Raw genomic sequence first — 23,886 nt, forward strand, 5'->3', positions numbered from 1 at the left:
TAATCGAACGACTCACGACGAGACCCCATGGCCACTCCCAGCGCTAGCTCTTATAACGCCGACGCCATCGAAGTCCTCTCGGGCCTCGACCCGGTGCGCAAACGCCCCGGCATGTACACCGACACCAGTCGGCCGAACCACCTTGCCCAGGAAGTCATCGACAACAGCGTCGACGAAGCCTTGGCCGGGCACGCCAAGTCGGTGCATGTCATTCTCCACGCTGACCATTCCCTGGAAGTGTCCGACGACGGTCGCGGCATGCCGGTGGACATTCACCCGGAAGAGGGGGTGTCGGGCGTCGAGTTGATCCTCACCAAGCTGCACGCCGGCGGCAAGTTCTCCAACAAGAACTACCAGTTCTCCGGCGGCTTGCACGGTGTCGGTATTTCCGTGGTCAACGCCCTGTCGACGTTGGTGCGGGTGCGGGTCAAGCGCGACGGCAACGAATACGAGATGACCTTCGCCGATGGCTACAAAGCCACCGACCTGCAGGTGATCGGCACCGTTGGCAAGCGCAACACCGGCACCAGCGTGTACTTCGCCCCGGACCCGAAATACTTCGATTCGCCGAAATTCTCCATCAGCCGCCTCAAGCATGTGCTCAAGGCCAAGGCCGTGTTGTGCCCGGGCCTGCTGGTCACCTTTGAAGACAAAGGCAGCGGCGAAAAGGTCGAGTGGCACTACGAAGACGGCCTGCGCTCCTACCTGGAAGACGCCGTCAGCGATTTCGAACGCCTGCCCAACGAGCCGTTCTGCGGCAGCCTGGCCGGGAACAAAGAAGCCGTCGACTGGGCGCTGCTGTGGTTGCCTGAAGGCGGCGACAGCGTGCAGGAAAGCTACGTCAACCTGATCCCTACCGCCCAGGGCGGCACCCACGTCAACGGCTTGCGCCAGGGCCTGCTCGACGCCATGCGCGAGTTCTGCGAATACCGCAGCCTGCTGCCGCGCGGCGTGAAGCTGGCGCCGGAAGACGTGTGGGAGCGCATCGCGTTCGTGCTGTCGATGAAAATGCAGGAGCCGCAATTCTCCGGCCAGACCAAAGAGCGTTTGTCGTCCCGCGAGGCGGCGGCGTTTGTCTCCGGTGTGGTCAAGGATGCGTTCAGCCTGTGGCTCAACGAGCACCCGGAATTGGGCCTGGCCCTGGCGGAACTGGCGATCAACAACGCCGGCCGTCGCCTCAAGGCCAGCAAGAAGGTCGAGCGCAAACGCATCACGGCGGGCCCGGCACTGCCGGGCAAGCTGGCCGATTGCGCCGGGCAGGACCCGATGCGCTCCGAGCTGTTCCTGGTGGAAGGTGACTCCGCTGGCGGTTCCGCCAAGCAAGCGCGGGACAAGGAATTCCAGGCGATCCTGCCGTTGCGCGGCAAGATCCTCAACACCTGGGAAGTCGACGGCAGCGAAGTCCTGGCCAGCCAGGAAGTGCACAACATCGCCGTGGCCATCGGCGTCGACCCCGGCGCGGCGGACATGAGCCAGTTGCGCTACGGCAAGATCTGCATCCTCGCCGACGCCGACTCCGACGGTCTGCACATCGCCACCTTGCTGTGCGCGCTGTTCGTGCAGCACTTCCGCCCGTTGGTGGACGCCGGTCACGTCTACGTCGCGATGCCGCCGCTGTACCGTATCGACCTGGGCAAGGAGATTTTCTACGCCCTCGACGAAGGCGAGCGCGATGGCATCCTCGACCGCCTGATCGCCGAGAAGAAACGCGGCAAGCCGCAGGTCACGCGATTCAAAGGCCTGGGTGAGATGAACCCGCCGCAACTGCGCGAAACCACCATGGACCCGAACACGCGGCGCCTGGTGCAGTTGACCCTGGACGACTTCGCTGCCACCTCGGAAATGATGGACATGCTGCTGGCGAAGAAACGCGCGCCGGACCGCAAGTCCTGGCTGGAGTCCAAGGGCAACCTCGCCGAGGTCCTGGGCTGATGCGTACAGGTTTCGCCCTGGCGATCCTGATGTTGAGCGGGTTGGCGGCCACCCAGGCGGTCGCCGCGCCCGTGGCTGAGCTCAAGCTGGTGTCCGAACACCCGGTGGACGGCATGCGCGGCGGTAACCTGTCGGGCCTGGCTTTGTGTGGCAACGCGTTGTGGACGGTTTCCGACCGCGACGACGACCAGATCTACCGCCTGGATATCAGCGCGCCGACCTGGCAGGCCGAAACGGTCAAGCTCGACGTGCCGCCCGTGCCTGACTCCGGCCTGCCCTGGGGGCTGCGTTCGCGCACCAAGGCGGCGTCGCTGATTCGCGGCGGCGACCTGGATTTTGAAGGCATCGGCTGCGATGCCGCGGGTAACCGCTACGTGGTCAGCGAAGCCCATGCGGCGGTGCTGAAAGTGCCGGCGAGCGGTGCGCCCGAGTGGTTGAAGATCGCCCCCGGCATGGTGCGTGAGGCCCGCGCCAGCGGCATGTTGCTGCATTTCAATGCGTTGTTCGAAGGCCTCGCGGTGAACCCCGAGGGCAATCAGATCTGGCTGGCGGCGGAGCGTGAACGGCGCGGGCTGATTTCCATCAAGCGCCAGCAAAGCGTGTGGGATTGCGCGGGCGCGTGCGTGCTGTTGAGCGAGGCCGGCCAGGAAGTGCAGCCGGCACAGTTTCCCAGTGCCAAGGCGGTGTCCAAGGACTTTTCCGACCTGGCGCTGTTCAACGGTAAGTTGTTTACCCTGGCGCGCAATGCGTTCCAGATTTGTCGGCGCGATGCGGTCACGGCCAAGGTCGAGCTGTGCTGGTCGTTCGCCGACGAGACCCTGACGCCCGAACGGCGCTACGCCCAGCCTTATGGCCTGGCCGAAGCCCTGGTGCTGGACGCAGACGGTGCCTGGTTGGGCATCGACAATAATTTCGGCGCCCGCGCCGATGGCGAAAAACGCCCGGTGGTCTATCGTTTCGCCGCCCCCGCCGGTGGCTGGAGCGCCCAGCCATGAGCCACCCCTGTTTTGAATTGACCCGGCGCCGCGGCATTTCCGCTGCGCCTTACCAAACAATGATGAGGCCCGCATGAGTGACATCCTCGCAGACAGCTTAGACGGCGTAGAACGCCGGTCGCTGGCTGACTTCACCGAAAATGCCTACCTCAACTACTCCATGTACGTGATCATGGACCGTGCCTTGCCGCATATCGGCGACGGCCTGAAGCCCGTACAACGGCGCATCATCTACGCCATGAGTGAGTTGGGCCTGGACGCAGATTCCAAGCACAAGAAGTCGGCGCGTACCGTCGGTGACGTGCTCGGTAAGTTCCACCCCCACGGCGACTCGGCCTGCTATGAAGCCATGGTGCTGATGGCCCAGCCGTTCAGCTACCGCTACACGCTGGTGGATGGCCAGGGGAACTGGGGTGCGCCGGATGATCCCAAGTCTTTCGCGGCCATGCGTTACACCGAGGCGCGCCTGTCGCGTTATTCGGAAGTGCTGCTCAGCGAACTGGGCCAGGGCACCGCGAACTGGGGCCCGAACTTCGACGGCACCCTCGACGAGCCCCTGGTGTTGCCGGCACGTTTGCCGAACATCCTGCTCAATGGCACCACCGGCATTGCCGTCGGCATGGCCACCGACGTACCGCCGCACAACCTGCGGGAAGTCGCCACGGCCTGCGTGCGCTTGCTCGATGAACCCAAAGCCACGGTCGAGCAGCTCTGCGAGCACATCCAGGGCCCGGATTACCCGACCGAAGCGGAAATCATCACGCCGCGTGCCGACCTGCTGAAAATGTACGAAACCGGCAAGGGCTCGGTGCGTATGCGCGCCGTGTACCACGTCGAAGACGGCGACATCATCGTCACCGCGTTGCCGCATCAGGTGTCCGGCGCCAAGGTGCTGGAACAGATCGCCGCGCTGATGCAGGCCAAACCGTCGAAATTGCCGCAGGTCGCTGACCTGCGCGACGAGTCCGACCACGAAAACCCGTGCCGCATCGTGATTATTCCGACCAACAGCCGGGTCGACCATGAAGTGCTGATGCAGCATCTGTTCGCCAGCACCGACTTGGAGTCCAGCTACCGGGTCAACATCAACATCATCGGCCTGGACGGCAAGCCGCAGCTGAAGAACCTGCGCAATCTGCTGGTGGAGTGGCTGGAGTTCCGCGTCCAGACCGTGCGTCGTCGCCTGCAGTTCCGCCTGGACAAGGTCGAGCGCCGCCTGCACCTGTTGGACGGCTTGCTGATTGCCTACCTCAACCTGGATGAAGTGATCCACATCATCCGTACCGCCGAGCACCCGAAAGCCGAGCTGATCGCGCGTTTCGAGCTGAGCGAGATCCAGGCCGACTACATCCTCGACACCCGCTTGCGTCAGTTGGCGCGACTGGAAGAAATGAAGCTGCGCGACGAACAGGACGCGTTGCTCAAGGAGCAAGCCAAGCTGCAAGCCCTGCTGGGCAGCGAAACCAAGCTCAAGAAGCTGGTGCGCAGCGAGCTGATCAAAGACGCCGAGACCTATGGCGACGACCGCCGTTCGCCGATCGTTGAGCGCGCCGAAGCGAAAGCGCTGACAGAAACCGAGCTGCTGCCAAACGAGAAAATTACTGTCGTTCTGTCGGAAAAGGGTTGGGTCCGTTCCGCCAAGGGGCATGATATCGATGCGACCGGCTTGTCGTACAAGGCTGGCGACGGCTTCAAAACCGCCGCCGCCGGGCGGTCCAACCAGTTTGCGGTGTTTATCGACTCCACCGGGCGCAGTTACTCGGTGCCGGCCCACACCTTGCCGTCTGCGCGCGGGCAGGGCGAGCCGTTGACCGGGCGCCTGACGCCGCCACCGGGGGCGAGTTTCGAATGCGTGCTGCTGCCGGACGACGACTCGCTGTATGTGATCGCCTCCGACGCGGGTTACGGCTTTGTGGTCAAGGGTGAAGACCTGCAGGCCAAGAACAAAGCCGGTAAAGCACTGTTGAGCCTGCCGAATAACGCCAAGGTGATCCTGCCGCGGCCGGTGGACGATCGCGAGGGTAATTGGCTGGCGTCGGTGACCACAGAAGGGCGTTTGCTGGTGTTCAAGATCAGCGACCTGCCGCAGTTGGGCAAAGGCAAAGGCAACAAGATCATTGGTATTCCCGGCGAGCGGGTGGCCAGTCGCGAAGAGTACGTGACAGACATCGCAGTGATCCCGGAAGGCTCTACCCTGGTGCTACAGGCCGGCAAGCGCACGTTGTCGCTGCGCCCTGACGACCTTGAGCACTACAAGGGCGAGCGTGGCCGACGCGGTAATAAACTGCCTCGTGGCTTCCAGCGCGTGGATGCTTTACTGGTGGAAACGCCGGTTTAGCGCGGATTAGAGCTCTTGATCTACGATTTAACGCGTAGATCGACGCTTTCGCGCTGGAGTCATGGCGCATATTCACGGATGATATGGCCTTTCCAGCGCCGGCGTGGCCGAGCGTGTTTAGGTTATTTTTAGTATTACATTGTGGTTTGCCTTGTGGCAGCCGCCTGGATGGGATGATGACTGCTCCACGCCTTCCTTTTATTTTTATGCTCGCTGGCCTTCTGGGGTTGGCGGGTTGCAGCACGCACCAGCCGGTGTCGCTGTACCAGCTGGACAGCGGAAGTCCCGCTCAGCCAGCTCAATCGGCCGGCATGGCCGTCTTGCTGGGCCCGGTCGTCGTCGCTGACTACCTGCAACGCGAAACATTGCTGCAACGTCAGAACGACGGCAGCCTGCAAGGTTCCACCGATGGTCGTTGGGCGGGTAGTTTGTCGTCCGACATCAATCAGTTGATGTTGCGCCAGGTGGCGGGTCAGTTGGACAGTCAGCGTGTGGTCCTGGCGCCTGCGCCCGCCGGTTTTTCCCCGGATGTGCAGGTGTTGCTGACCATTACCCGACTCGACTCCGGCACCTCGCAACCGGCGATCCTCGATGCGCAATGGCGCTTGATCGACCGCCGCGGCCAGGTGCGTGATAGCCGCATCGTGCATCTGCAGGAAGAGCATGCCGGCACCACGGCGTCCCAGGTCCAGGCCCAGGGTGTGCTGTTGCAGCATCTGGCGCAGCAGTTGTCGGTGGCCCTCAAGCCATTGGCCAACCAGCAACCAGTCGCCGAGGCGCCGCGCAAGCAAGCGCCGGTACAGGCCAAGCCGGCGGCTCCGGGGAAACCGAAAATGCCGATGGCTACGCCGATCCGCACGGATATGGAAGTGTTCAGGTTCTGATCTGAATGGCTCCAACCCAAAAGGCCCGCTTATTCAGCGGGCCTTTTTGTTTGTGCGCGATTTACTTGAGGCTTGTGGAGTCCAAATGTGGGAGGGGGCTTGCCCCCGATAGCGATGTGTCAGTTGCCGCCGTTTTGACTGACGCGCCGTCATCGGGGGCAAGCCCCCTCTCACATGTCAGTCAGGGCTTGGCACGGGACTCGTGCATCCGCGCCAATTGCCGCTCCAGCATCGACGGATACGGCTCCATCAAGCGCTCTACGCAACTGGCGCCCTCGGGGCTGGCAATCGGACGGATGCGCGCGCGTTGGCGGATCAGCGTGTCTTCGCTGATCTTGCGCTCCACCAGCAGCAGGTTGCGGCTGTGTTGGGACAGGGCCAAGGCGTCCTGTGCGATTTCGGTCAGCAGCAGGTCGATCTGGCTCATGCCGAACAGGTCGTCGCCAACGGTCAGGCCCAGTTGCAGTTGCAGCGTGATGCCGCTGTCGGCCACTTCGATCTGCAACTCATGGCCCAGGGCGCGCAGCAGTTCGCCGCAGCAGATGGCGTTGGTCAGGTAGTCTTCGCCGCTGTCTTCGCTGTGGAACAGCATCAGTGTGCTGCCATCGTTCAGGGTGTGCAGCTCGCTCTGGTAGAGCGAGGCGGCCTGGTCGAGGCAGTCGCGGTAGCGTTCCAGCAATTCCGTCAGGCGGGCGCGGGGCAGGCGGCGCAGTTGGTCCTGGGCACCCAGTTGCACGGCCAGGACCGCACTGTGTTGGGGTTCGGCGTTCTTTGCGGGCACGGGCTTCGGCGCGATGGCCGGGCTGCTGGCTGAGGTGTCGCGCAGGTCGGCGAACGGGTCTTCGTCGTCCAGCTCGTCTTCTTCGGCCTTGATTACATGGCGTGGCGCAGGCTTCAGGCCCGCGACCGGCGCGCTTTCGTCAAAGCCCGGGTCACGCAGGTTGCGCACTTCAAAGGCAGGTTCGTCGTAATCGCTGTCGTCGAACTCGGGCTCGGGCTCGGGTTCAACCTCGTGTACCACCGGTTCCGGGGCGAAGCTGGCGTGAAGCTGGCGCGCAAGGTCGCCGATCTCGTCCTGACGATCGGTGGCCGGGGTGTGCTCGTCGATATCCCGCAGCCAGATGCGCAGTTGCATCAACGGCGTGGAGATATGCCGCCCCAGGCGCAGGCTCAAGGCCAGGGCCAGCGCCAGCAGGATCGCGCTGAGGATGCCCATGCTTTGCAGGCTGATGGTCATCGGCTGCTGGAATTGCTGCATGTCCAGGCTGATGCGCAATTGGCCGGCTTTCACATCCTGAAACGTGATATTGCTCTGGTACAGGCCTTCGGCCTCTCCCAGCAGGCCGTTTTTCGGGCGTTGCCCGGCTTCGGCCATGATCCGGTTGTCCACGCTGTAGATGGCGGCGTGGGCCACCAGCGGGTTCTTGGTCAGGTTGTTGAGCAGCACGTTGAGGCTGAGGATGTCGTTGGACACCAGCAGCTCGGTCGCCGAGGTGGCGGTCTGGGTGGTCAAGCTCTCGCCCAGGGCATCGGCTTGTTCGTGCATGGCCTGTTTGAACTGCAAACCCATCACGCAGGCGTAGATCACCAGGGCCAGGGCGACCAGGATCACGTTATGGCTGGCGATGCGTAATGCGATCGGTACACGGCGGTGGCGCAGTGCCCGGAAGATCAGCAGGAAGAAGTTGTCGGTTTTTACTGGCGTGGGCCGGTTCACTTGAGCTCGGCTCTTTAGTCCGTGAAGTTGACGCGCAGTATAGCGACAGGCCCAAGACCGGCAAAGCGCTGGCTGTGCCCGATGGTCACTGAAAGTGGGTAGAATGCGGTTTTTTTCCAGCCTGGGGGTGCGCTTTGCGCGAAATTGTCCTGATTAACATCACGGGGGAAGACCGGCCAGGTCTGACCGCCGCCATTACCGGTGTTCTGGCCCAGGGTGGTGTGAACATTCTCGACATCGGCCAGGCGGTGATCCACGACACCCTGTCCTTCGGGATTCTGGTGGAAATCCCCAGCACCGAGCAGGCGTCGTCTGTCCTCAAGGACATCCTGTTTACCGCGTACAAGCTGGATCAGCAGGTGCGTTTCACCCCGGTGTCCGAAGAGGATTACCGGCATTGGGTGTCCGGCCAGGGCAAAAAACGCCATATCGTGACCTTGCTGACCCGCAAGGTGACGGCCGAGCAGTTGCAGCGCGTCAGCTCGATCACCGCGCAATATGGCTTGAATATCGACCATATCGACCGTCTGTCGGGCCGCATGCCATTGGACACGCCAGATGACCAGGGCAAGGGCTGCATCGAGTTTTCCGTGCGCGGCGAACCGGCCGATCCCCAAGCCTTGCGTGCCGACTTCCTGAGCGTGGCCCAAGAGCTGAATGTCGATATCGCCTTCCAGGAGGATTCGCTGTTCCGACGCAACCGCCGCCTGGCGGTGTTCGACATGGACTCCACGCTGATCGAAGCCGAAGTCATCGACGAACTGGCCAAGGCTGCCGGTGTGGGTGAGCAAGTCTCCGCGATCACCGAGCGCGCCATGGCCGGCGAGCTGGATTTCCGCGCCAGCTTCAAGGAGCGCCTGGCGTTGCTTAAGGGCCTGGATGTCAGCGTGCTGGATTCGATCGGTGCCTCCCTGCGCCTGACCGAAGGCGCCGAAACCCTGTTCGCCGAACTCAAGCGCCTGGGCTACAAGACTGCGATCCTGTCCGGCGGCTTCAGCTACTTCGCCAAGCAATTGCAGGCCAAGCTGGGCATCGACTATGTGTTCGCCAATGAGCTGGAAGTGGTGGATGGCAAGGTGACCGGCGTGGCCGTGGAGCCGATCGTCGACGCGCAGCGCAAGGCCGACTTGCTGCGGGAATTGGCTCACAAGGAAGGTTTGCGTCTGGAGCAGACCATTGCGGTCGGCGACGGTGCGAATGACTTGCCGATGCTGGCGATTGCCGGGTTGGGCGTGGCGTTCCGCGCCAAGCCGCTGGTCAAGCAATCGGCCAAGCAGGCGATTTCGACCCTTGGGTTGGACGGTGTGTTGTATTTGCTGGGCTTTCGCGACCGCGACGGGCAGCTCTAACTGAAACAATGCGCTTAAAAATGTGGGAGGGGGCTTGCCCCCGATGGCAGTGGCTCAGCTACAAATAAGTGACTGACCCACCGCTATCGGGGGCAAGCCCCCTCCCACATTGGATTTTTGCAGGTTTCGGATCAGGCTTTCGGTAACGCGATGCCCTGGCCCATCTGCACCGGCGAACCCGCCACCAGTGTTTCTGCCCACTGCACCTGATCCGGCCCGAACAGCACGATCGCGGTCGAACCCAGCTTGAAGCGACCCAGCTCTGCTCCTTTCTCCAGGTGAATCGGCGCACGCGCGGCTTCGTCGTAGCGGAAGGTTTTCAGCTCGCGCTTGGGCGGCGTGACCAGGCCGGCCCACACGGTTTCGATCGACGCCACAATCATCGCGCCCACCAACACCACGGCCATCGGGCCGCGTTCGGTGTCGAACAGGCAGACAACCCGCTCGTTACGCGCAAACAGCTCCGGCACGTTTTCGGCGGTGGTCTGGTTGACCGAGAAAATCCGCCCTGGCACGTAGACCATCTCGCGCAAGGTGCCCGCCAGTGGCATATGCACCCGGTGGTAGTCTTTCGGCGACAGGTAAATGGTGGCGAAATCGCCGCCCATGAACGGCGCAGCCATGGCCGCATCGCCGCCCAGCAATTCCAGCACGCTGAAACTGTGGCCCTTGGCCTGGAACACGCGACCATGCTCGATCGGGCCGAGCTGGCTGACTGCGCCATCGGCTGGGCTCAGCACGGCGCCCGGGGTTTGATCGAGTGGGCGCGCGCCGTCTTTCAGGGCGCGGGTGAAGAACGCGTTGAAGTGTTCGTAGGCGCTCAGGTCTTCAACCAGGGCCTGGGACATGTCCACTTGATAGCGCTTGGCGAACCAGGCGGTGAAGGCGTTCTTGAACCAGCGCACGCGGCACTCGGCAATGCAGCCGGCCAGGCGCGACAGCAAGTGGTGCGGCAGCAAGTACTGGCTGAGGATGAACAACTGCTTTTTCATTAACTGTCCTTAAACCTTAAATCTCGACGGGGGTGTCGGGGTGGTTGCCCCATTCGCCCCAGGAACCGGCATAACCTTTGACTCGCGGATAACCGAGCGCCTTGGCCACCAGGTAGGTGAAGCCAGAGCGGTGGTGAGTCTGGCAGTGGGTGATGATTTCTTTGTCGCGGGTCAGCCCGAGGTTTTCGAGGATCTGCGGCATGTCGCGGCGGATGCGCAGGTTGCGCGCCTTGTCCATGCCGGCAGTCCACTCGAAGTTCACGGCGCCGGGGATGTGACCGCCCTTGGCTGCCAGGACCTTTTCGCCGGAATATTCCAGCGGGCCGCGTGCGTCCCAGATGCCCAGGTCGGCGGCGCCGAGACGGCTTTGCAGGTATTCGCGGGTCGCGGTGGGGCCGTCATGCAGGGTGAGGCTGACAGGCCCGCCAGCCGGGGCCGGCACCTCGGTGGACAGCGGGAGCGGGTCTGCCAGCCACGCCAGCAGGCCGCCGTCGAGGTAGTGGTATTTCGTGTGGCCGATCACGTCGAGCAACCAGATGAAACGTCCGGCCCAGCCACCGCCTTCGTCGTCGTAGACCACGTAGGTCGCGTCCGGGGTGTGGCCCAGCTCGCCGAACAGTTTTTCCAGGTCTGCCTTGTTCGGCAACAGGCCGGGGGCTGGCGGCTGACCCAGTTGGGTGCGCTTGGGGTCAACGAAATGCGCGCCGGGGATATGCCCTTCGGCGTAGCGGGCGGCGCTGGTGAGGTCCACCAGAATCAGTTGGTCGGCATCAAGGCGGCCAAGCAGGTCGCTGGGTTCGATCACCAGCGGCAAGCCAGAGAAGTCAGGCATGTGAGGTCTCCTGGGCACAAATGTTGGCGATAAAAGAGGGCGATTGTAGCGCAAGCATCAGCCGGTGCGGTTGGTAAAGCTGTGCAGGGCTTTCTCGATGCATTGAGCGGTTTTGCCGAAGGCCTGCACGGTGGTTTCCGAGAACGGCCCGCCGCCCTGGTCGGCGATCATCAGCATGACCACCCGGCCGTTGCAGCTCAGTGAGCGCAACAGCAGGTGTTCACCGTTGAACAGGCGACGCAGGATCGGCGGCAACAGGGCGGCAAATTGCGCGTGATTGTCGGGCGTGAGGCGCACCTGGGCGGATTTTTCCAGGATGCGTTGCAACAGCGTGCTGTTGACCACGTCCAGGCTCAAGTTGGCGGCGTCCTTCGGCAGGCCGGCGGCCTGGTGGACGCGCAGGGTGCTCAGGGCGCGATCGGCCATGAACAGCAAGACGCGCTGCATGCCGCTGGCCTCCAGGGCTTCCTTGGCGCAGGTGGTCAGGTGCATGGCGTTGGCGAAGCGGCTTGGCTCCATCAGCAGTTCGGTGCAACGGCTGCGCCAGACGGCCAGGGCCTCGGCGGTCGGCGGCGGTGCGGGCAGCAGGCCGCGATGGATTTTCTGTACATTCCACGGCCAGATCAGCGACAGCGCCGGGTGCCAGAGGTCGGGCATCAGGGTTGCGCGAGCGCTGATCACCGCTTGCTGGTGAACCTGTTGCTGCACCTCGCTCAACGGCTGTTGCAGGTACAGCGCGGTGAGGTATTGCCAGCGCTCGGTATGCGGGCAGGTCCAGGATTCCTGGGCCGACATCGCCAGGCCGTTGGCCAGCAACACCGTATTGGCCGGCTGGTTCAGCCAGCGCCGCAAACTGGGCTCGGCATCCAGCAGTTGTTGCTGGCGCAGTGGGTCGTCTTCCCGGGCGATGCGCAATGCCTTGACCAGCAAGCGTTGCTCGGTCAGCAGCAGGTGATAGCCCTGGGATACCCAGATCGGCAGGTGCCAGGTTTCGGTCAGGCCAAGGCACAGGTCGAGCAGGCGCACGCCGAACAATTCCTGTTCGACCTGACGCGCCGATTGGCCTTTGTGGATCACCCGCAGTTCCCATTCTTCCAGGAGCTTGGGGTAGGCCACCGCCATTGGCCACAACGGCGCCAGGAACAGCAGGCTGCCCCAATGAATGTCTTGCCACAACCGCGCCAGGCGGCTGGCGAACAAGCCGCTGGCTTGCTGCGACGCGTGGCGGCTGACCAGCACCAGTTGGCGAAAGGCGACGGGGATTTCATTCATCGGCACCGACGGCAGTCGTTCCAGCAGGTCCTCGGCGCGTTTGAGGCCGAGACGGTTAAGCGCCACCTCAAGGTTTTCTGCCGGTTCCGCCATGCTGCCATGGGTGTGGCTGTTGGCCTCGCGCATTACGCTGAGTACCAGCGACGGGCTGTTCTGCATCAGCTCGGCAATATCTCGCAAAGAACTGCGGCTATCGCGGATGGCTTTGCACACGCGCTCGTGGCTGGCCTGGGGGACGGGCAACCGGACTTCGTCCAGGCACTTGATCCAAGCGGCGAGAGAGATGGGTCTTACAGATGGGGCTGTCTTTTCATTGGCCATGATTGGGGCGCGATCATCACTTACTTCAACACGCCCTGAACGGGCCGAACTGGCTTTTCGCCTTGACGGCCTATAGTCTGGCGCAGTTTTGCCGATAAGTAGAACAAGAGTTTTTCAGTTACCCCAAATATGTCCATGAACCCGACGGCGCAAGTACAAAACCCCTATGGCTAAAATAATCGGCATCATCGTCGTCCTTGCAAGTGTGCTCGGTGGCTATGTCCTGTCTCACGGCAAGATTGCTGCGTTGATCCAGCCCTTCGAAGTGATGATTATTGGCGGCGCGGCATTCGGCGCATTCTTGCAGGCCAACCCCGGCTACATGACCATGCACGTGATCAAGAAGTCGCTGGGCATGTTCAGCTCGCGCTTCTCCCACACCTTCTACATGGAAGTGCTGGGCCTGGTTTATGAGATCCTCAACAAGAGTCGCCGTGAAGGCATGATGGCCATCGAAGCGGACATCGAAGACGCTGCAGCGAGCCCGATTTTCGCCAAATACCCGGCAGTGCTCAAAGACGAGCGCATGACCGCCTACATCTGCGATTACCTGCGCATCATGTCCTCCGGCAACATGGCCCCCCACGAGCTGGAAGGCCTGTTCGACATGGAACTGTTCAGCCTCAAGGAAGAGCTGGAGCACCCGTCCCACGCCGTCACCGGTATTGCCGACGGCATGCCCGGCTTCGGTATCGTTGCGGCGGTACTCGGTATCGTGGTGACCATGGCCTCCCTCGGCGAGGGCGACCAGGCGGCCATCGGCATGCACGTAGGTGCGGCGCTGGTGGGTACGTTCTTCGGTATTCTCGCGGCCTACGGTTTCTTCGGTCCGCTCGCCACCTCCCTGGCCCACGATGCCAAGGAAGAAGTCAATCTGTATGAAGCGATCAAGGCCAGCCTGGTGGCTTCGGCCTCCGGCATGCCGCCTTCGCTGGCGGTGGAATTCGGTCGCAAGGTGCTGTACCCGAAACATCGCCCGAGCTTTGCCGAGTTGGAACAAGCGGTTCGCGGTCGCTAAGCCATGGAAAACAACCAGCCGATAATCATCAAGCGCGTCAAGCGCTTCGCTGCGGGGCACCATGGTGGCGCCTGGAAAATCGCCTTCGCCGACTTTGCAACGGCGATGATGGCGTTCTTCCTGGTGCTGTGGCTGATGTCCACCGCGACCCCCGAACAGAAGATCGCCATCGCCGGTTACTTCAAAGACCCGATCGGCTTCTCGGAAAGCGGCACACCCTTCGTGATCGACCTGGGCGGTTCGCCGCAGTTGGCGCCGGAGCGCACCATCAACCCTGAGGTCAAGACCGAGGCGCCGCAGGAAAAAATTCCGATCGAGCGCGACACCGTCGAGAGCCTGGCCGAACAGGTCGAGCAGGAACGCCTCGAATTGTTGCTGAAGGAATTGCAGACCAAGGTCGAAGAAAACCCGCAGTTGCTGAAATTCAAGGATCAGATTTCCTTCGAAATCACGCCGGATGGCTTGCGCATCCAGATCACCGACGCCGCCAACCGACCGATGTTCGACTCTGGCAGTGCGCGGTTGAAGCCGTACTTTGAAGACATCCTGCTGGCCATGGCCGACACCATCAAGGCGGTGCCGAACAAGATCAGCATCAGCGGCCACACCGATGCCAAGCCGTATTCGGGGCAGGGCGACTTCGGCAACTGGGAGCTTTCGGCCAACCGCGCCAACGCCGCCCGACGTGCGCTGGTGGCCGGCAGCTACCCGGACTCGCAGGTGGCGCGGGTGGTGGGTTTCGCCTCGTCGCAGCTGTTTGATCCGAAGGACCCGTTCAACCCGATCAACCGTCGGATCGATATCGTCGTGCTGACCAAAAAGGCCCAGCGCGCGATTGAAGGTGATCAGCCGCCACCGCCCCCAGATACGGGCACGCAGGGCGGTGCACCGGCCGACCCGAACGCGATCCCTCCGGGGCAGGAGCCGTTGCCGGCGCATGAGCTGCGGCAGAAGCTGAACCTGTTCGAAGGTGGCGGGATGAAAGACCCTACGGTGCCGGGTACGGGATCGTAAGCTGTATACGACAAGGCCGCGATAAACGCGGCCTTGTCGTATGTGCTGTTTAGTAACTGCTCTCGGGCAAACTCGCAATAATCGACCGATAGCTGTTCATCCGTTGCTGCTGCACGCGGCCATCTTCCAACGCCTTGAGCAGGGCACAACCGGGTTCGCGGTCGTGTTTGCAGTCGCGGAAGCGGCAGGTGCCGATCAGGTCGTTGAATTCGATGAAGCCGGCTTCCACGTCGCTGCGGCTGACATGGCCGAGGCCGAATTCACGAATGCCCGGGGAGTCGATCAGCTCACCGCCGCCGGGGAAGTGGAACAACCGCGCGGTGGTGGTGGTATGGGTGCCCTGGCCGGACAGCTCCGACAGCGGGCCGACACGGGTGTCGACTTCCGGCAGCAGGCTGTTGACCAGCGAGGACTTGCCCACGCCAGACTGGCCGACGAACACGCTGATGCGCCCGTCCAACTGGTGTTGCAGCTGTTCCATGCCATTGCCGTGATGGGCCGACACTTCCAGCACCGGGTAACCCAGGGTGCGGTAGACCGCCAGCAACGCGTTGAGCGCCGGGGCGTTCTGTTCGTCGATCAAGTCGAATTTGTTCAGCAGCAACAGCGGGCGAATGCCGGCATGCTCGGCGGCGACCAGGTAACGGTCGATCAGGTTGGCATGAGGCTCGGGCAGCGGTGCGAAGACGATGACGATCATGTCGACGTTGGCCGCCACCGGCTTCAACTGGCCGCGGCTGTCGGGACGGCGCAGTTCGGTGGTGCGGGGCAGTTGCGCGACGATCACGCCGATGCCTTGGTTGCCGGCACGCCACACCACTCGGTCGCCGGTCACCAGCGCCGGCAGGTTGGCGCGCAGGTGGCAGCGGAAGACCTGGCCGGCGAGTTCGCCTTCGAGCGCCTCGACCTCGACCTGCACACCAAAGTGCGCGATCACCAAGCCCGTTTGTTCGGGGCCCAGGTCGCCGCCCTCGAGCGCTTCCACGGCGGAGGATTCACGTTTGGCGGCGCGTGCGGCGCGTTCGCCCTGAATCTTTTCGATGCGCCAGTTTTGGCGACGGTTGAGCTGGCGTTTGGCCATTGGTGTTCCGTGTCGATAATGCAAAGGTTGGGTGAAACGGTCGCGAGTCTAGCACGGCCCCGCCTGCTAAACTGCGCAGCTACGCCAAGGTGCCAAGAGAATCAAGCCATGCAAAACCCACAGAATCTGATTTGGATCGATCTGGAAATGACCGGTCTGAACCCCGACACCGACGTCATCATCGAGATGGCGACCATTGTCACCGACAGCAACCTCAACACCTTGGCCGAAGGTCCGGTGATCGCCATCCACCACAGCGACGCCGTCCTCGCCACCATGGACGAGTGGAACACCCGCACCCACGGCAACTCCGGCCTGACCCAGCGCGTGCGCGACAGCCGTGTCAGCATGGCCGAAGCCGAAGCCGAAACCATCGCCTTCCTGGAAAAGTGGGTGCCCAAGGGCAAGTCGCCGATCTGCGGTAACAGCATCTGCCAGGACCGCCGCTTTCTTTATAACCACATGAAGGCGCTGGAAAGCTACTTCCACTACCGCAACCTGGATGTGTCCACGCTCAAGGAACTGGCCGCGCGCTGGGCGCCGGAAGTCAAAGACAGCTTCCATAAAGGCAGCACTCATTTGGCGCTGGATGACATTCGTGAGTCGATCGCCGAGTTGCAGCACTACCGCAAGCACTTCATCAAGGCTTGATGCTGGGGGCGCCTCGGTCTTTCGCCAAGCGCCCTCTTTTGGTGCCGTCAGCAAATGATTAGACTGCGCGCCTCTTTGTAAGGATCGCCATCATGCTGCTGATGCTCTACCTCGTCGCCATCACCGCCGAAGCTATGACTGGCGCCTTGTCTGCCGGTCGGCGCGGCATGGATTGGTTTGGCGTGGTGCTGATCGCCTGCGTGACGGCGTTGGGTGGCGGTTCGGTGCGCGATGTGCTGCTCGGGCATTACCCGCTGACCTGGGTCAAGCACCCGGAATACCTGGTGCTGACCTCCGTCGCCGCGCTGGTGACGATCTTTATCGCGCCGCTGATGCGCCGCCTGCGCTCGCTGTTTCTGGCGCTGGATGCCGTGGGGTTGGTCGCCTTTACCCTGATCGGCTGCATGACCGCCCTGGAAATGGGTCACGGTATGTTGGTGGCGTCGGTCAGCGGCGTGATCACCGGGGTGTTCGGTGGGATCCTGCGGGATATTTTCTGCAACGACATCCCGCTGATCTTTCGCCGTGAGCTGTACGCCAGCGTGTCATTCCTCGCCGCTTGGTTCTACTTGCTGTGCCTTTACCTGCAATTGCCGGGCGAGCAGGCGATTATGCTCACCCTGTTCAGCGGCTTTCTCCTGCGCCTGCTGGCGATCCGTTTTCACTGGGAAATGCCCAAGTTCATCTACAACGACGACGTTCACTGACGCTCGGCGTGCTGCTTCAGCGCCCATTCCACATGTTCGCGCACCAGCTCCGACGGATAGTCCCGGCGCGCCTTCAAGGCTTCCAGCACCGGAATGCTCGATGGCGCATTGCCCAGGCCTACCGCCAGGTTGCGCAGCCAGCGCTCGTAACCTGCGCGGCGTAGGGGCGAGCCTTCGGTGCTGCTGAGGAATTTTTCCTCGTCCCACATGAACAGTTCGGCCAGTTGTGCGTTATCCAGGTTGTGCCGTGGCTTGAAATCGCTTTCGGCGGTGGTGCGGGCGAAACGATTCCATGGGCAAACGATCTGACAGTCATCGCAACCGAAAACCCGGTTGCCGATCAGCGGGCGCAAGTCTTCAGGGATCGCGCTCTTGAGTTCGATGGTCAGATAGGAAATGCAGCGCCGCGCGTCCAGCACGTAGGGCCCGACGAACGCGTTGGTCGGGCAGATATCCAGACAGGCGGTACAGCGGCCGCAGTGCTCGGTGGCGTGGGGCGGATCGACCGGCAGCGGCAAGTCGACAAACAACTCGCTGAGGAAGAAGTAGCTGCCGGCCTTGCGATTGAGGACCAGGGTGTTTTTGCCGATCCAGCCCAGCCCGGCTTTCTCGGCGATGGCTTTCTCCAGCACCGGCGCGCTGTCGACAAAGGCGCGAAAGCCGAAGGGGCCGATTTGTGCCTGGATGCGTTCGGCCAGTTGCTGCACGCGCTTGCGGATCAGTTTGTGGTAGTCGCGGCCCAGGGCGTAACGGGAGATGTAGGCTTTTTCCGGTTGGGCCAACCGTTGCGCCATGTGCGTGTCGCCGGGCAGGTAATCCATGCGCAGTGAGACCACGCGCAAGGTGCCCGGCACCAACTCGTCGGGGTGCGAGCGTTTGCTGCCGTGGGCGCCCATGTATTCCATCTCGCCGTGGTAGCCCGCGTCGAGCCAGCGTTGCAGGTGCTGTTCATGCTCGGCCAGGTCCAGGCCGCTGATGCCGACTTGTTGAAAGCCCAGCTCGCGGCCCCAGTCTTTGATCGATTGGGCGAGCGCGGGCAGATCGGAAGTAATAGCAGGCATGAGACACGGGAAACCACAGGTTAGATGAGTATAATTCTGCCAGACATCGGAGCTTGAAGACGCATGCCGCAGACAAAACACGCAATAACCGACGTTCAGTCCCTGTTGCCCGGCAATTTGCCGCAACTGGCTGCGCGTTCCCTGGACGCCCATAAAGGCCGTTTCGGTCATCTGCTGGTCATCGGCGGCGACCGAGGCTTTGGCGGCGCTGCGTTGCTCAGTGCCGAAAGTGCGCTGCGCAGCGGGGCGGGCATGGTGTCCCTGGCGACTCGCCTTGAACATGTGCCCGCCGCGCTGGCGCGCCTGCCGGAAGTCATGAGCGTCGGCGTGAGTTCGGCCAACCAATTGATGGGTTTGCTCGAAAAGATCTCGGTTATCGTCATTGGCCCGGGCCTGGGCCATGCCGCCTGGGGCAAGAGCCTGCTGTCCGTCGCCGCCAACGCCAAGCAGCCGCAAGTCTGGGACGCCGATGCCTTGAACCAGCTGGCGACCGGCAGCGTCAGCCTTCCCGCCAACTGCGTGATCACCCCGCATCCGGGCGAAGCGGCGCGCTTGATGGGTATTTCGACAGCTGAGGTTCAGGCGGATCGTCTTAACGTGGCGCGCGCGTTGAGCCAGAAATTCAATGCAGTGGCTATTCTCAAGGGGGCGGGCAGTCTGATCGCCTGCCCGGACGGTCGCGTCGCGCGATGTGACCAAGGCCATCCGGCCATGGCGACCGCGGGGCTCGGCGACGTATTGGCCGGCCTGGTGGGCGCGTTACTGGCACAAGGCATGCCCGCTTATGAAGCCGGCTGCCTGGCCGTGTGGCTGCACGCCACGGCCGGAGCCCGGCAGGGCACCTTTGGCCGCGGCCTGGCGGCCAGTGACCTGATACCTGCCATCCGTCAATTGCTCGAGGAACAGTCGCCGTGTCTGAAGTAAACCTTTTCCTGGCGGATGAAGCGGCAATGGTCGCCTTCGGTCATCGGATTGCCCAGGTGACAGGCGGCGCGGGGCTGATCTTTCTCGAGGGCGACCTGGGGGCGGGCAAGACCACGCTGTCGCGGGGCATCATTCGCGGGTTGGGCCATGCTGGGGCGGTGAAAAGTCCGACCTTTACGCTGGTCGAGCCTTATGAGATCGGGGCGACAAGGGCCTTCCACTTTGATCTCTATCGTCTGGTGGACCCCGAAGAGCTGGAGTACATGGGGATTCGGGATTATTTCGAGGATGACGCGCTGTGCCTGATCGAGTGGCCAGATAAAGGCACAGGCTTTTTGCCAAAGCCGGACCTGACCATTACCATTACGCCGCATGAGCACGGACGTCGGCTGAAGTTGTTGCCCCAGGGTGCGCGCGGTGAGTCGTGGTGCGTTGCTCTGGCATTGGAATTCAAATAATTGGTGGGGTTAGGTATGCGCTTTCGCGCGTTGGTTGCTGTCGTAGGGGTGTTGCTTGCGGCAATGACTGTCAATGCTCTGGCTGCTTCACAGGTGAAGAGTGTTCGCCTGTGGCGAGCGCCGGATAACACGCGACTGGTGTTCGACCTGTCTGGCCCGGTCCAGCACAGCGTCTTTACCCTGACGGCGCCTGATCGCCTGGTGATCGACATCAACGGTGCGACCCTGGCCGCGCCGCTGAAAATCTCCACTGCCAACACGCCGATTACCAGCATGCGTTCGGCCCAGCGCACGCCGACCGATCTGCGCGTGGTCATCGACCTGAAAAAGGCCGTGACCCCGAAGAGCTTCTCCCTGGCGCCCAACGCCCAGTACGGCAACCGCCTGGTGGTCGACCTGTTCGACAACGCCGCCGATGCCGCACCGCCGCCCGCGCCGACGCCGAGCGTGGCGACCGTACCGGCCGTGCCGGTCAACCCGTCGCAACCGCAGGTCAAGTTGCCACCGCCGCCGCCGGCGCCAGCGGGTAAACGCGACATCATCGTGGTGATCGACGCCGGTCACGGCGGTGAAGACCCGGGCGCTTCCGGTTCGCGTGGCCAGCATGAAAAAGACGTGGTGTTGGCCATCGCCCGTGAACTGCAGCGCCAGGTCAGCGGTATGAAAGGCTATCGCGCCGAGCTGACCCGTACCGGCGACTACTTCATCCCGTTGCGTGGCCGCACCGAAATCGCGCGCAAGAAGGGCGCCGACTTGTTCGTCTCGATCCACGCCGACGCCGCGCCGTCGGCCGCCGCCTTCGGCGCCTCGGTGTTTGCCCTGTCGGATCGCGGCGCCACGTCCGAGACGGCCCGCTGGCTGGCCGACAGTGAAAACCGTTCCGACTTGATCGGCGGGGCCGGCAACGTGTCCCTCGACGACAAAGACAAGATGCTCGCCGGTGTACTGCTCGACTTGTCGATGACCGCCTCGCTGACCTCCAGCTTGAACGTCGGGCAGAAAGTCCTGAGCAACATCGGCCGTGTGACATCGCTGCACAAACAACGCGTGGAGCAGGCCGGGTTCATGGTGTTGAAATCGCCGGACATCCCGTCGATCCTGGTGGAAACCGGGTTTATCTCCAACTCCAACGAAGCCTCGAAACTGGCCAGCGCCAGCCACCAGCAGGCATTGGCGCGTTCCATCAGCGCCGGCGTGCGCCAGTTCTTCCAGCAGAACCCGCCGCCGGGCACGTATATCGCCTGGCTGCGCGACTCCGGGAAAATTGCCCAGGGCCCGCGTGACCATCGCGTCCAGCCGGGCGACACCCTGGCGATGCTGGCGGTGCGTTTCCAGGTGTCGCCTGCGACGTTGCGCAGCGCCAACAACCTGAAAACCGATGAGCTGAAAGTCGGCCAGGTGTTGACCATCCCCGGCACTGAATTGGCGGCACAGTAATGAGCGAATCGATCCTCAACAGCGGCTCGCGCATCGAACTGCTCAGCCCGCGCCTTGCCAACCAGATTGCGGCGGGCGAGGTGGTCGAGCGGCCGGCGTCGGTGATCAAGGAGTTGCTGGAAAACAGCATCGACTCCGGCGCCAAGCGCATCGATGTCGACGTGGAGCAAGGCGGCGTCAAGCTGCTGCGGGTGCGTGACGACGGCAGCGGCATCTCCTCCGATGACCTGCCGCTGGCCCTGGCGCGGCACGCCACCAGCAAGATTCGCGACCTGGAAGACCTTGAACGGGTGATGAGCCTGGGCTTTCGCGGTGAGGCCCTGGCCTCGATCAGTTCCGTGGCGCGCCTGACGCTGACCTCCCGCACGCGCAGCGCCGACCAGGCCTGGCAAGTGGAAACCGAAGGCCGCGACATGGCGCCTCGGGTCCAGCCGGCTGCGCATCCGGTGGGCACTTCGGTGGAGGTGCGCGACCTGTTCTTCAACACCCCGGCGCGGCGCAAATTCCTCAAGGCCGAGAAAACCGAATTCGATCACCTGCAGGAAGTCATCAAGCGCCTGGCCCTGGCGCGCTTCGACGTGGCATTCCACCTGCGCCACAACGGCAAGACCATCCTCAGCCTGCACGAAGCCAACGACGACGCCGCGCGCGCTCGGCGGGTGGCGGCGGTGTGCGGCGCGGGGTTCTTGGAGCAGGCGCTGCCGATTGAAATCGAACGCAATGGCCTGCGCCTATGGGGTTGGGTGGGGCTGCCGACGTTCTCCCGCAGCCAGGCGGACTTGCAGTATTTCTTTGTGAACGGCCGGGCGGTGCGCGACAAGCTGGTGGCCCACGCGGTGCGCCAGGCGTATCGCGACGTGCTGTTCAATGGGCGGCACCCGACGTTTGTGCTGTTTTTCGAGGTCGACCCATCGGTGGTCGACGTCAACGTACACCCGACCAAGCATGAAGTGCGCTTCCGTGACGGGCGCATGGTGCATGACTTTCTCTACGGCACCTTGCACCGCGCGCTGGGCGATGTGCGCCCGGATGACCAACTGTCCGCGCCGATCGTGACGGCGGTGGTTCGTCCGAGCGGCCCGCAAGCCGGCGAGTTCGGCCCGCAGGGCGAAATGAGCCTGGCGGGCAACCTGCTGCAGTCGCCGCAACCCCAGCCGAGCTACACGGCGCCGGGTTCGGGTTCGGGGGCGGGCTATCAGTATCAATACACCCCGCGTCCGCAATCGGCGGTGCCGGCGGCCGAGGCCCAGGCGGCCTATCGTGAATTCTTTGCGCCGCTGCCGGGCGCCGAGCCGAGCGCGGTCGCGTTGCCCGAAGGTGGCGGGGATATTCCGCCACTGGGTTATGCATTGGCGCAGCTCAAGGGTATCTACATCCTCGCGGAAAACGCCCACGGCCTAGTGCTGGTGGACATGCACGCGGCCCACGAACGGATCATGTACGAGCGTCTGAAAATTGCCATGGCCAGCGAAGGCCTGAGCGGTCAGCCGCTGTTGGTGCCGGAATCCCTGGCGGTCAGCCAGCGCGAAGCCGATTGTGCCGAAGAGCACGCCAGCGTGTTCCAGAAACTCGGTTTTGAACTGCAACGCCTGGGCCCGGAAACGCTGGCGATCCGCCAGATTCCCGCGTTGCTCAAGCAAGCCGAGGCCAACCGGTTGGTGGCCGACGTCTTGGCGGACCTGATGGAATACGGCACCAGTGACCGTATCCAGGCGCACATCAACGAGCTGCTCGGCACCATGGCCTGCCACGGCGCGATCCGCGCCAATCGCCGCCTGGCCTTGCCGGAAATGAACGGCCTGCTGCGCGACATGGAAAACACCGAGCGCAGCGGACAATGCAACCATGGCCGACCGACCTGGACCCAAATGGGCCTGGACGATCTGGACAAACTGTTCTTGCGCGGCCGCTGATGAGTGCCTTGCCCCCCGCGATCTTCCTGATGGGCCCCACGGCCGCCGGCAAGACCGACCTGGCCATCGAGCTGAGCAAAGTGCTGCCCTGCGAGCTGATCAGCGTCGACTCGGCCCTGGTTTATCGCGGCATGGACATCGGCACGGCCAAGCCTTCGAAGGAGTTGCTGGCGCAGTATCCGCACCGCTTGATCGACATCATCGACCCTGCGATGAGCTATTCGGCGGCGGATTTCCGCAGCGATGCCCTGGCGGCCATGGCCGATATCACCGCGCGCGGCAACATCCCGCTGCTGGTGGGCGGCACGATGCTCTACTACAAGGCTTTGCAGGAAGGCCTGGCGGATATGCCGCCGGCCGACGCCCAGGTGCGCGCCGAGCTCGAAGAAGAAGCGGCGCGCCTTGGCTGGCAAGCCCTGCACGAGCAACTGGCGGCGGTCGATCCGGTGTCCGCTGCGCGCATCCACCCCAACGATCCGCAGCGCCTGAGTCGAGCTCTGGAAGTCTGGCGGGTAAGTGGTCAGACCATGACCGAGCATCGGCAGCGACAATCTGCGCAAAGTGCTGACGCAGGCGCATCGGGGCGGTCACAATTGCCCTATACTGTGGCGAATCTGGCGATTGCTCCGGCAAATCGCCAGGTGCTGCATGAACGAATTGCACAAAGATTCACAATTATGTTGGAACAGGGGTTCGTGGAGGAGGTCGTAGCACTGCGTTCAAGAGGTGACCTGCATCCGGGGTTGCCTTCGATACGTGCTGTAGGCTATCGCCAAGTCTGGGATCATCTGGATGGCAAGCTGACGTCAGCCGAAATGCAGGAGCGCGGCATCATTGCCACGCGCCAATTGGCGAAGCGCCAGTTCACCTGGCTGCGCAGCTGGAGCGATTTGCACTGGCTGGACAGCCTGGACAGCGACAATCTGTCACGCGCCTTGAAATACTTGGGAACGGTCTCCATATTGAGCTGAGTCCTTGCAATTGCCGTCT

General features: G+C 63.0%; 20 protein-coding genes. 14 read left to right on the forward strand and 6 right to left on the reverse strand.

The features are described from left to right. Positions 1-27 precede the first annotated feature (27 nt). From parE to TU80_RS00960, 4 genes are all read left to right on the forward strand, one after another. The gene (parE, locus tag TU80_RS00945) at positions 28-1,932 is read left to right on the forward strand and encodes a DNA topoisomerase IV subunit B (protein WP_057003668.1); all 1,905 of its coding nucleotides are present in this window, start codon (positions 28-30) and stop codon (positions 1,930-1,932) included. Continuing rightward, on the forward strand, positions 1,932-2,927 hold the full coding sequence (locus TU80_RS00950) for an esterase-like activity of phytase family protein (protein ID WP_057003669.1): 996 nt from the start codon (positions 1,932-1,934) through the stop codon (positions 2,925-2,927). Before parE ends, TU80_RS00950 begins: the two co-directional genes overlap by 1 nt. 73 nt (positions 2,928-3,000) lie before the next feature. After that, positions 3,001-5,265: a DNA topoisomerase IV subunit A gene (gene parC, locus TU80_RS00955; protein ID WP_017849774.1), complete on the forward strand. Its 2,265-nt coding sequence runs from the start codon at positions 3,001-3,003 to the stop codon at positions 5,263-5,265. Positions 5,266-5,438: 173 nt separating this feature from the next. Further along, the gene (locus tag TU80_RS00960; protein ID WP_057003670.1) at positions 5,439-6,149 is read left to right on the forward strand and encodes a PqiC family protein; all 711 of its coding nucleotides are present in this window, start codon (positions 5,439-5,441) and stop codon (positions 6,147-6,149) included. A gap of 181 nt (positions 6,150-6,330) precedes the next feature. Here TU80_RS00960 and TU80_RS00965 read toward each other — a convergent pair whose 3' ends face one another. Further along, positions 6,331-7,866, reverse strand: a complete 1,536-nt coding sequence (locus tag TU80_RS00965) for an AhpA/YtjB family protein (protein WP_057003671.1) — start codon at positions 7,864-7,866, stop codon at positions 6,331-6,333. A gap of 134 nt (positions 7,867-8,000) precedes the next feature. Between TU80_RS00965 and serB the strand changes: the two genes are divergently transcribed. Further along, on the forward strand, positions 8,001-9,215 hold the full coding sequence (serB, locus tag TU80_RS00970) for a phosphoserine phosphatase SerB (RefSeq protein WP_017849771.1): 1,215 nt from the start codon (positions 8,001-8,003) through the stop codon (positions 9,213-9,215). 131 nt (positions 9,216-9,346) lie between these two features. On the opposite strand, the gene asd is transcribed toward serB, so the two are convergent. Genes asd through TU80_RS00985 form a run of 3 tightly spaced genes read right to left on the reverse strand, consistent with a single transcriptional unit; the run spans position 9,347 to position 12,632 of the window. Further along, the gene (gene asd / locus TU80_RS00975; RefSeq protein ID WP_017849770.1) at positions 9,347-10,207 is read right to left on the reverse strand and encodes an archaetidylserine decarboxylase; all 861 of its coding nucleotides are present in this window, start codon (positions 10,205-10,207) and stop codon (positions 9,347-9,349) included. Positions 10,208-10,223: 16 nt separating this feature from the next. Next, positions 10,224-11,039, reverse strand: a complete 816-nt coding sequence (rhdA, locus tag TU80_RS00980) for a thiosulfate sulfurtransferase (protein WP_017849769.1) — start codon at positions 11,037-11,039, stop codon at positions 10,224-10,226. Between the two features lie 57 nt (positions 11,040-11,096). Then, the gene (locus TU80_RS00985; protein WP_057003672.1) at positions 11,097-12,632 is read right to left on the reverse strand and encodes an HDOD domain-containing protein; all 1,536 of its coding nucleotides are present in this window, start codon (positions 12,630-12,632) and stop codon (positions 11,097-11,099) included. A gap of 166 nt (positions 12,633-12,798) precedes the next feature. Between TU80_RS00985 and motA the strand changes: the two genes are divergently transcribed. Together motA and motB are read left to right on the forward strand one after the other, a co-directional pair. Further along, the gene (gene motA, locus TU80_RS00990) at positions 12,799-13,650 is read left to right on the forward strand and encodes a flagellar motor stator protein MotA (protein WP_046384911.1); all 852 of its coding nucleotides are present in this window, start codon (positions 12,799-12,801) and stop codon (positions 13,648-13,650) included. Between the two features lie 3 nt (positions 13,651-13,653). Then, complete coding sequence (motB, locus tag TU80_RS00995; protein WP_046384910.1) at positions 13,654-14,664, forward strand: flagellar motor protein MotB; 1,011 nt, start codon at positions 13,654-13,656, stop codon at positions 14,662-14,664. Positions 14,665-14,713: 49 nt separating this feature from the next. Here the strand turns inward: motB and rsgA are convergent, their stop codons facing one another. Then, positions 14,714-15,745: a small ribosomal subunit biogenesis GTPase RsgA gene (rsgA, locus tag TU80_RS01000; protein ID WP_017849765.1), complete on the reverse strand. Its 1,032-nt coding sequence runs from the start codon at positions 15,743-15,745 to the stop codon at positions 14,714-14,716. Positions 15,746-15,853: 108 nt separating this feature from the next. Between rsgA and orn the strand changes: the two genes are divergently transcribed. Further along, complete coding sequence (gene orn / locus TU80_RS01005; RefSeq protein ID WP_017849764.1) at positions 15,854-16,396, forward strand: oligoribonuclease; 543 nt, start codon at positions 15,854-15,856, stop codon at positions 16,394-16,396. An 89-nt stretch (positions 16,397-16,485) separates the two neighbouring features. Then, entirely contained in the window at positions 16,486-17,103 is a 618-nt protein-coding gene (locus tag TU80_RS01010; protein WP_169850564.1) for a trimeric intracellular cation channel family protein, read from the forward strand. Here the strand turns inward: TU80_RS01010 and queG are convergent. After that, complete coding sequence (gene queG / locus TU80_RS01015) at positions 17,097-18,164, reverse strand: tRNA epoxyqueuosine(34) reductase QueG (protein WP_046490718.1); 1,068 nt, start codon at positions 18,162-18,164, stop codon at positions 17,097-17,099. The genes TU80_RS01010 and queG overlap by 7 nt on opposite strands. A gap of 63 nt (positions 18,165-18,227) precedes the next feature. Here queG and TU80_RS01020 point away from each other — a divergent pair, with 63 nt between their 5' ends. Genes TU80_RS01020 through miaA form a run of 5 tightly spaced genes read left to right on the forward strand, consistent with a single transcriptional unit; the run spans position 18,228 to position 23,867 of the window. Then, positions 18,228-19,088, forward strand: coding sequence for an NAD(P)H-hydrate dehydratase (locus tag TU80_RS01020; RefSeq protein WP_057003673.1), 861 nt, complete (start codon positions 18,228-18,230; stop codon positions 19,086-19,088). Further along, positions 19,076-19,546: a tRNA (adenosine(37)-N6)-threonylcarbamoyltransferase complex ATPase subunit type 1 TsaE gene (tsaE, locus tag TU80_RS01025; protein ID WP_046384907.1), complete on the forward strand. Its 471-nt coding sequence runs from the start codon at positions 19,076-19,078 to the stop codon at positions 19,544-19,546. The genes TU80_RS01020 and tsaE overlap by 13 nt, the downstream gene beginning before the upstream one ends. Before the next feature lie 15 nt (positions 19,547-19,561). Beyond that, positions 19,562-20,983 (forward strand): N-acetylmuramoyl-L-alanine amidase, encoded by a 1,422-nt coding sequence (locus TU80_RS01030; protein WP_057003674.1) that lies wholly within the window; start codon positions 19,562-19,564, stop codon positions 20,981-20,983. Beyond that, positions 20,983-22,896: a DNA mismatch repair endonuclease MutL gene (gene mutL / locus TU80_RS01035; RefSeq protein WP_017849758.1), complete on the forward strand. Its 1,914-nt coding sequence runs from the start codon at positions 20,983-20,985 to the stop codon at positions 22,894-22,896. The genes TU80_RS01030 and mutL overlap by 1 nt, the downstream gene beginning before the upstream one ends. Then, a complete protein-coding gene (gene miaA, locus TU80_RS01040) occupies positions 22,896-23,867 on the forward strand; it encodes a tRNA (adenosine(37)-N6)-dimethylallyltransferase MiaA (protein ID WP_017849757.1) in 972 nt (323 codons plus the stop codon). Before mutL ends, miaA begins: the two co-directional genes overlap by 1 nt. Positions 23,868-23,886 lie beyond the last annotated feature (19 nt).

Origin of the sequence: Pseudomonas veronii (assembly GCF_001439695.1) — a bacterium.
GTDB classification, from domain to species: Bacteria; Pseudomonadota; Gammaproteobacteria; order Pseudomonadales; family Pseudomonadaceae; genus Aquipseudomonas; species Aquipseudomonas veronii.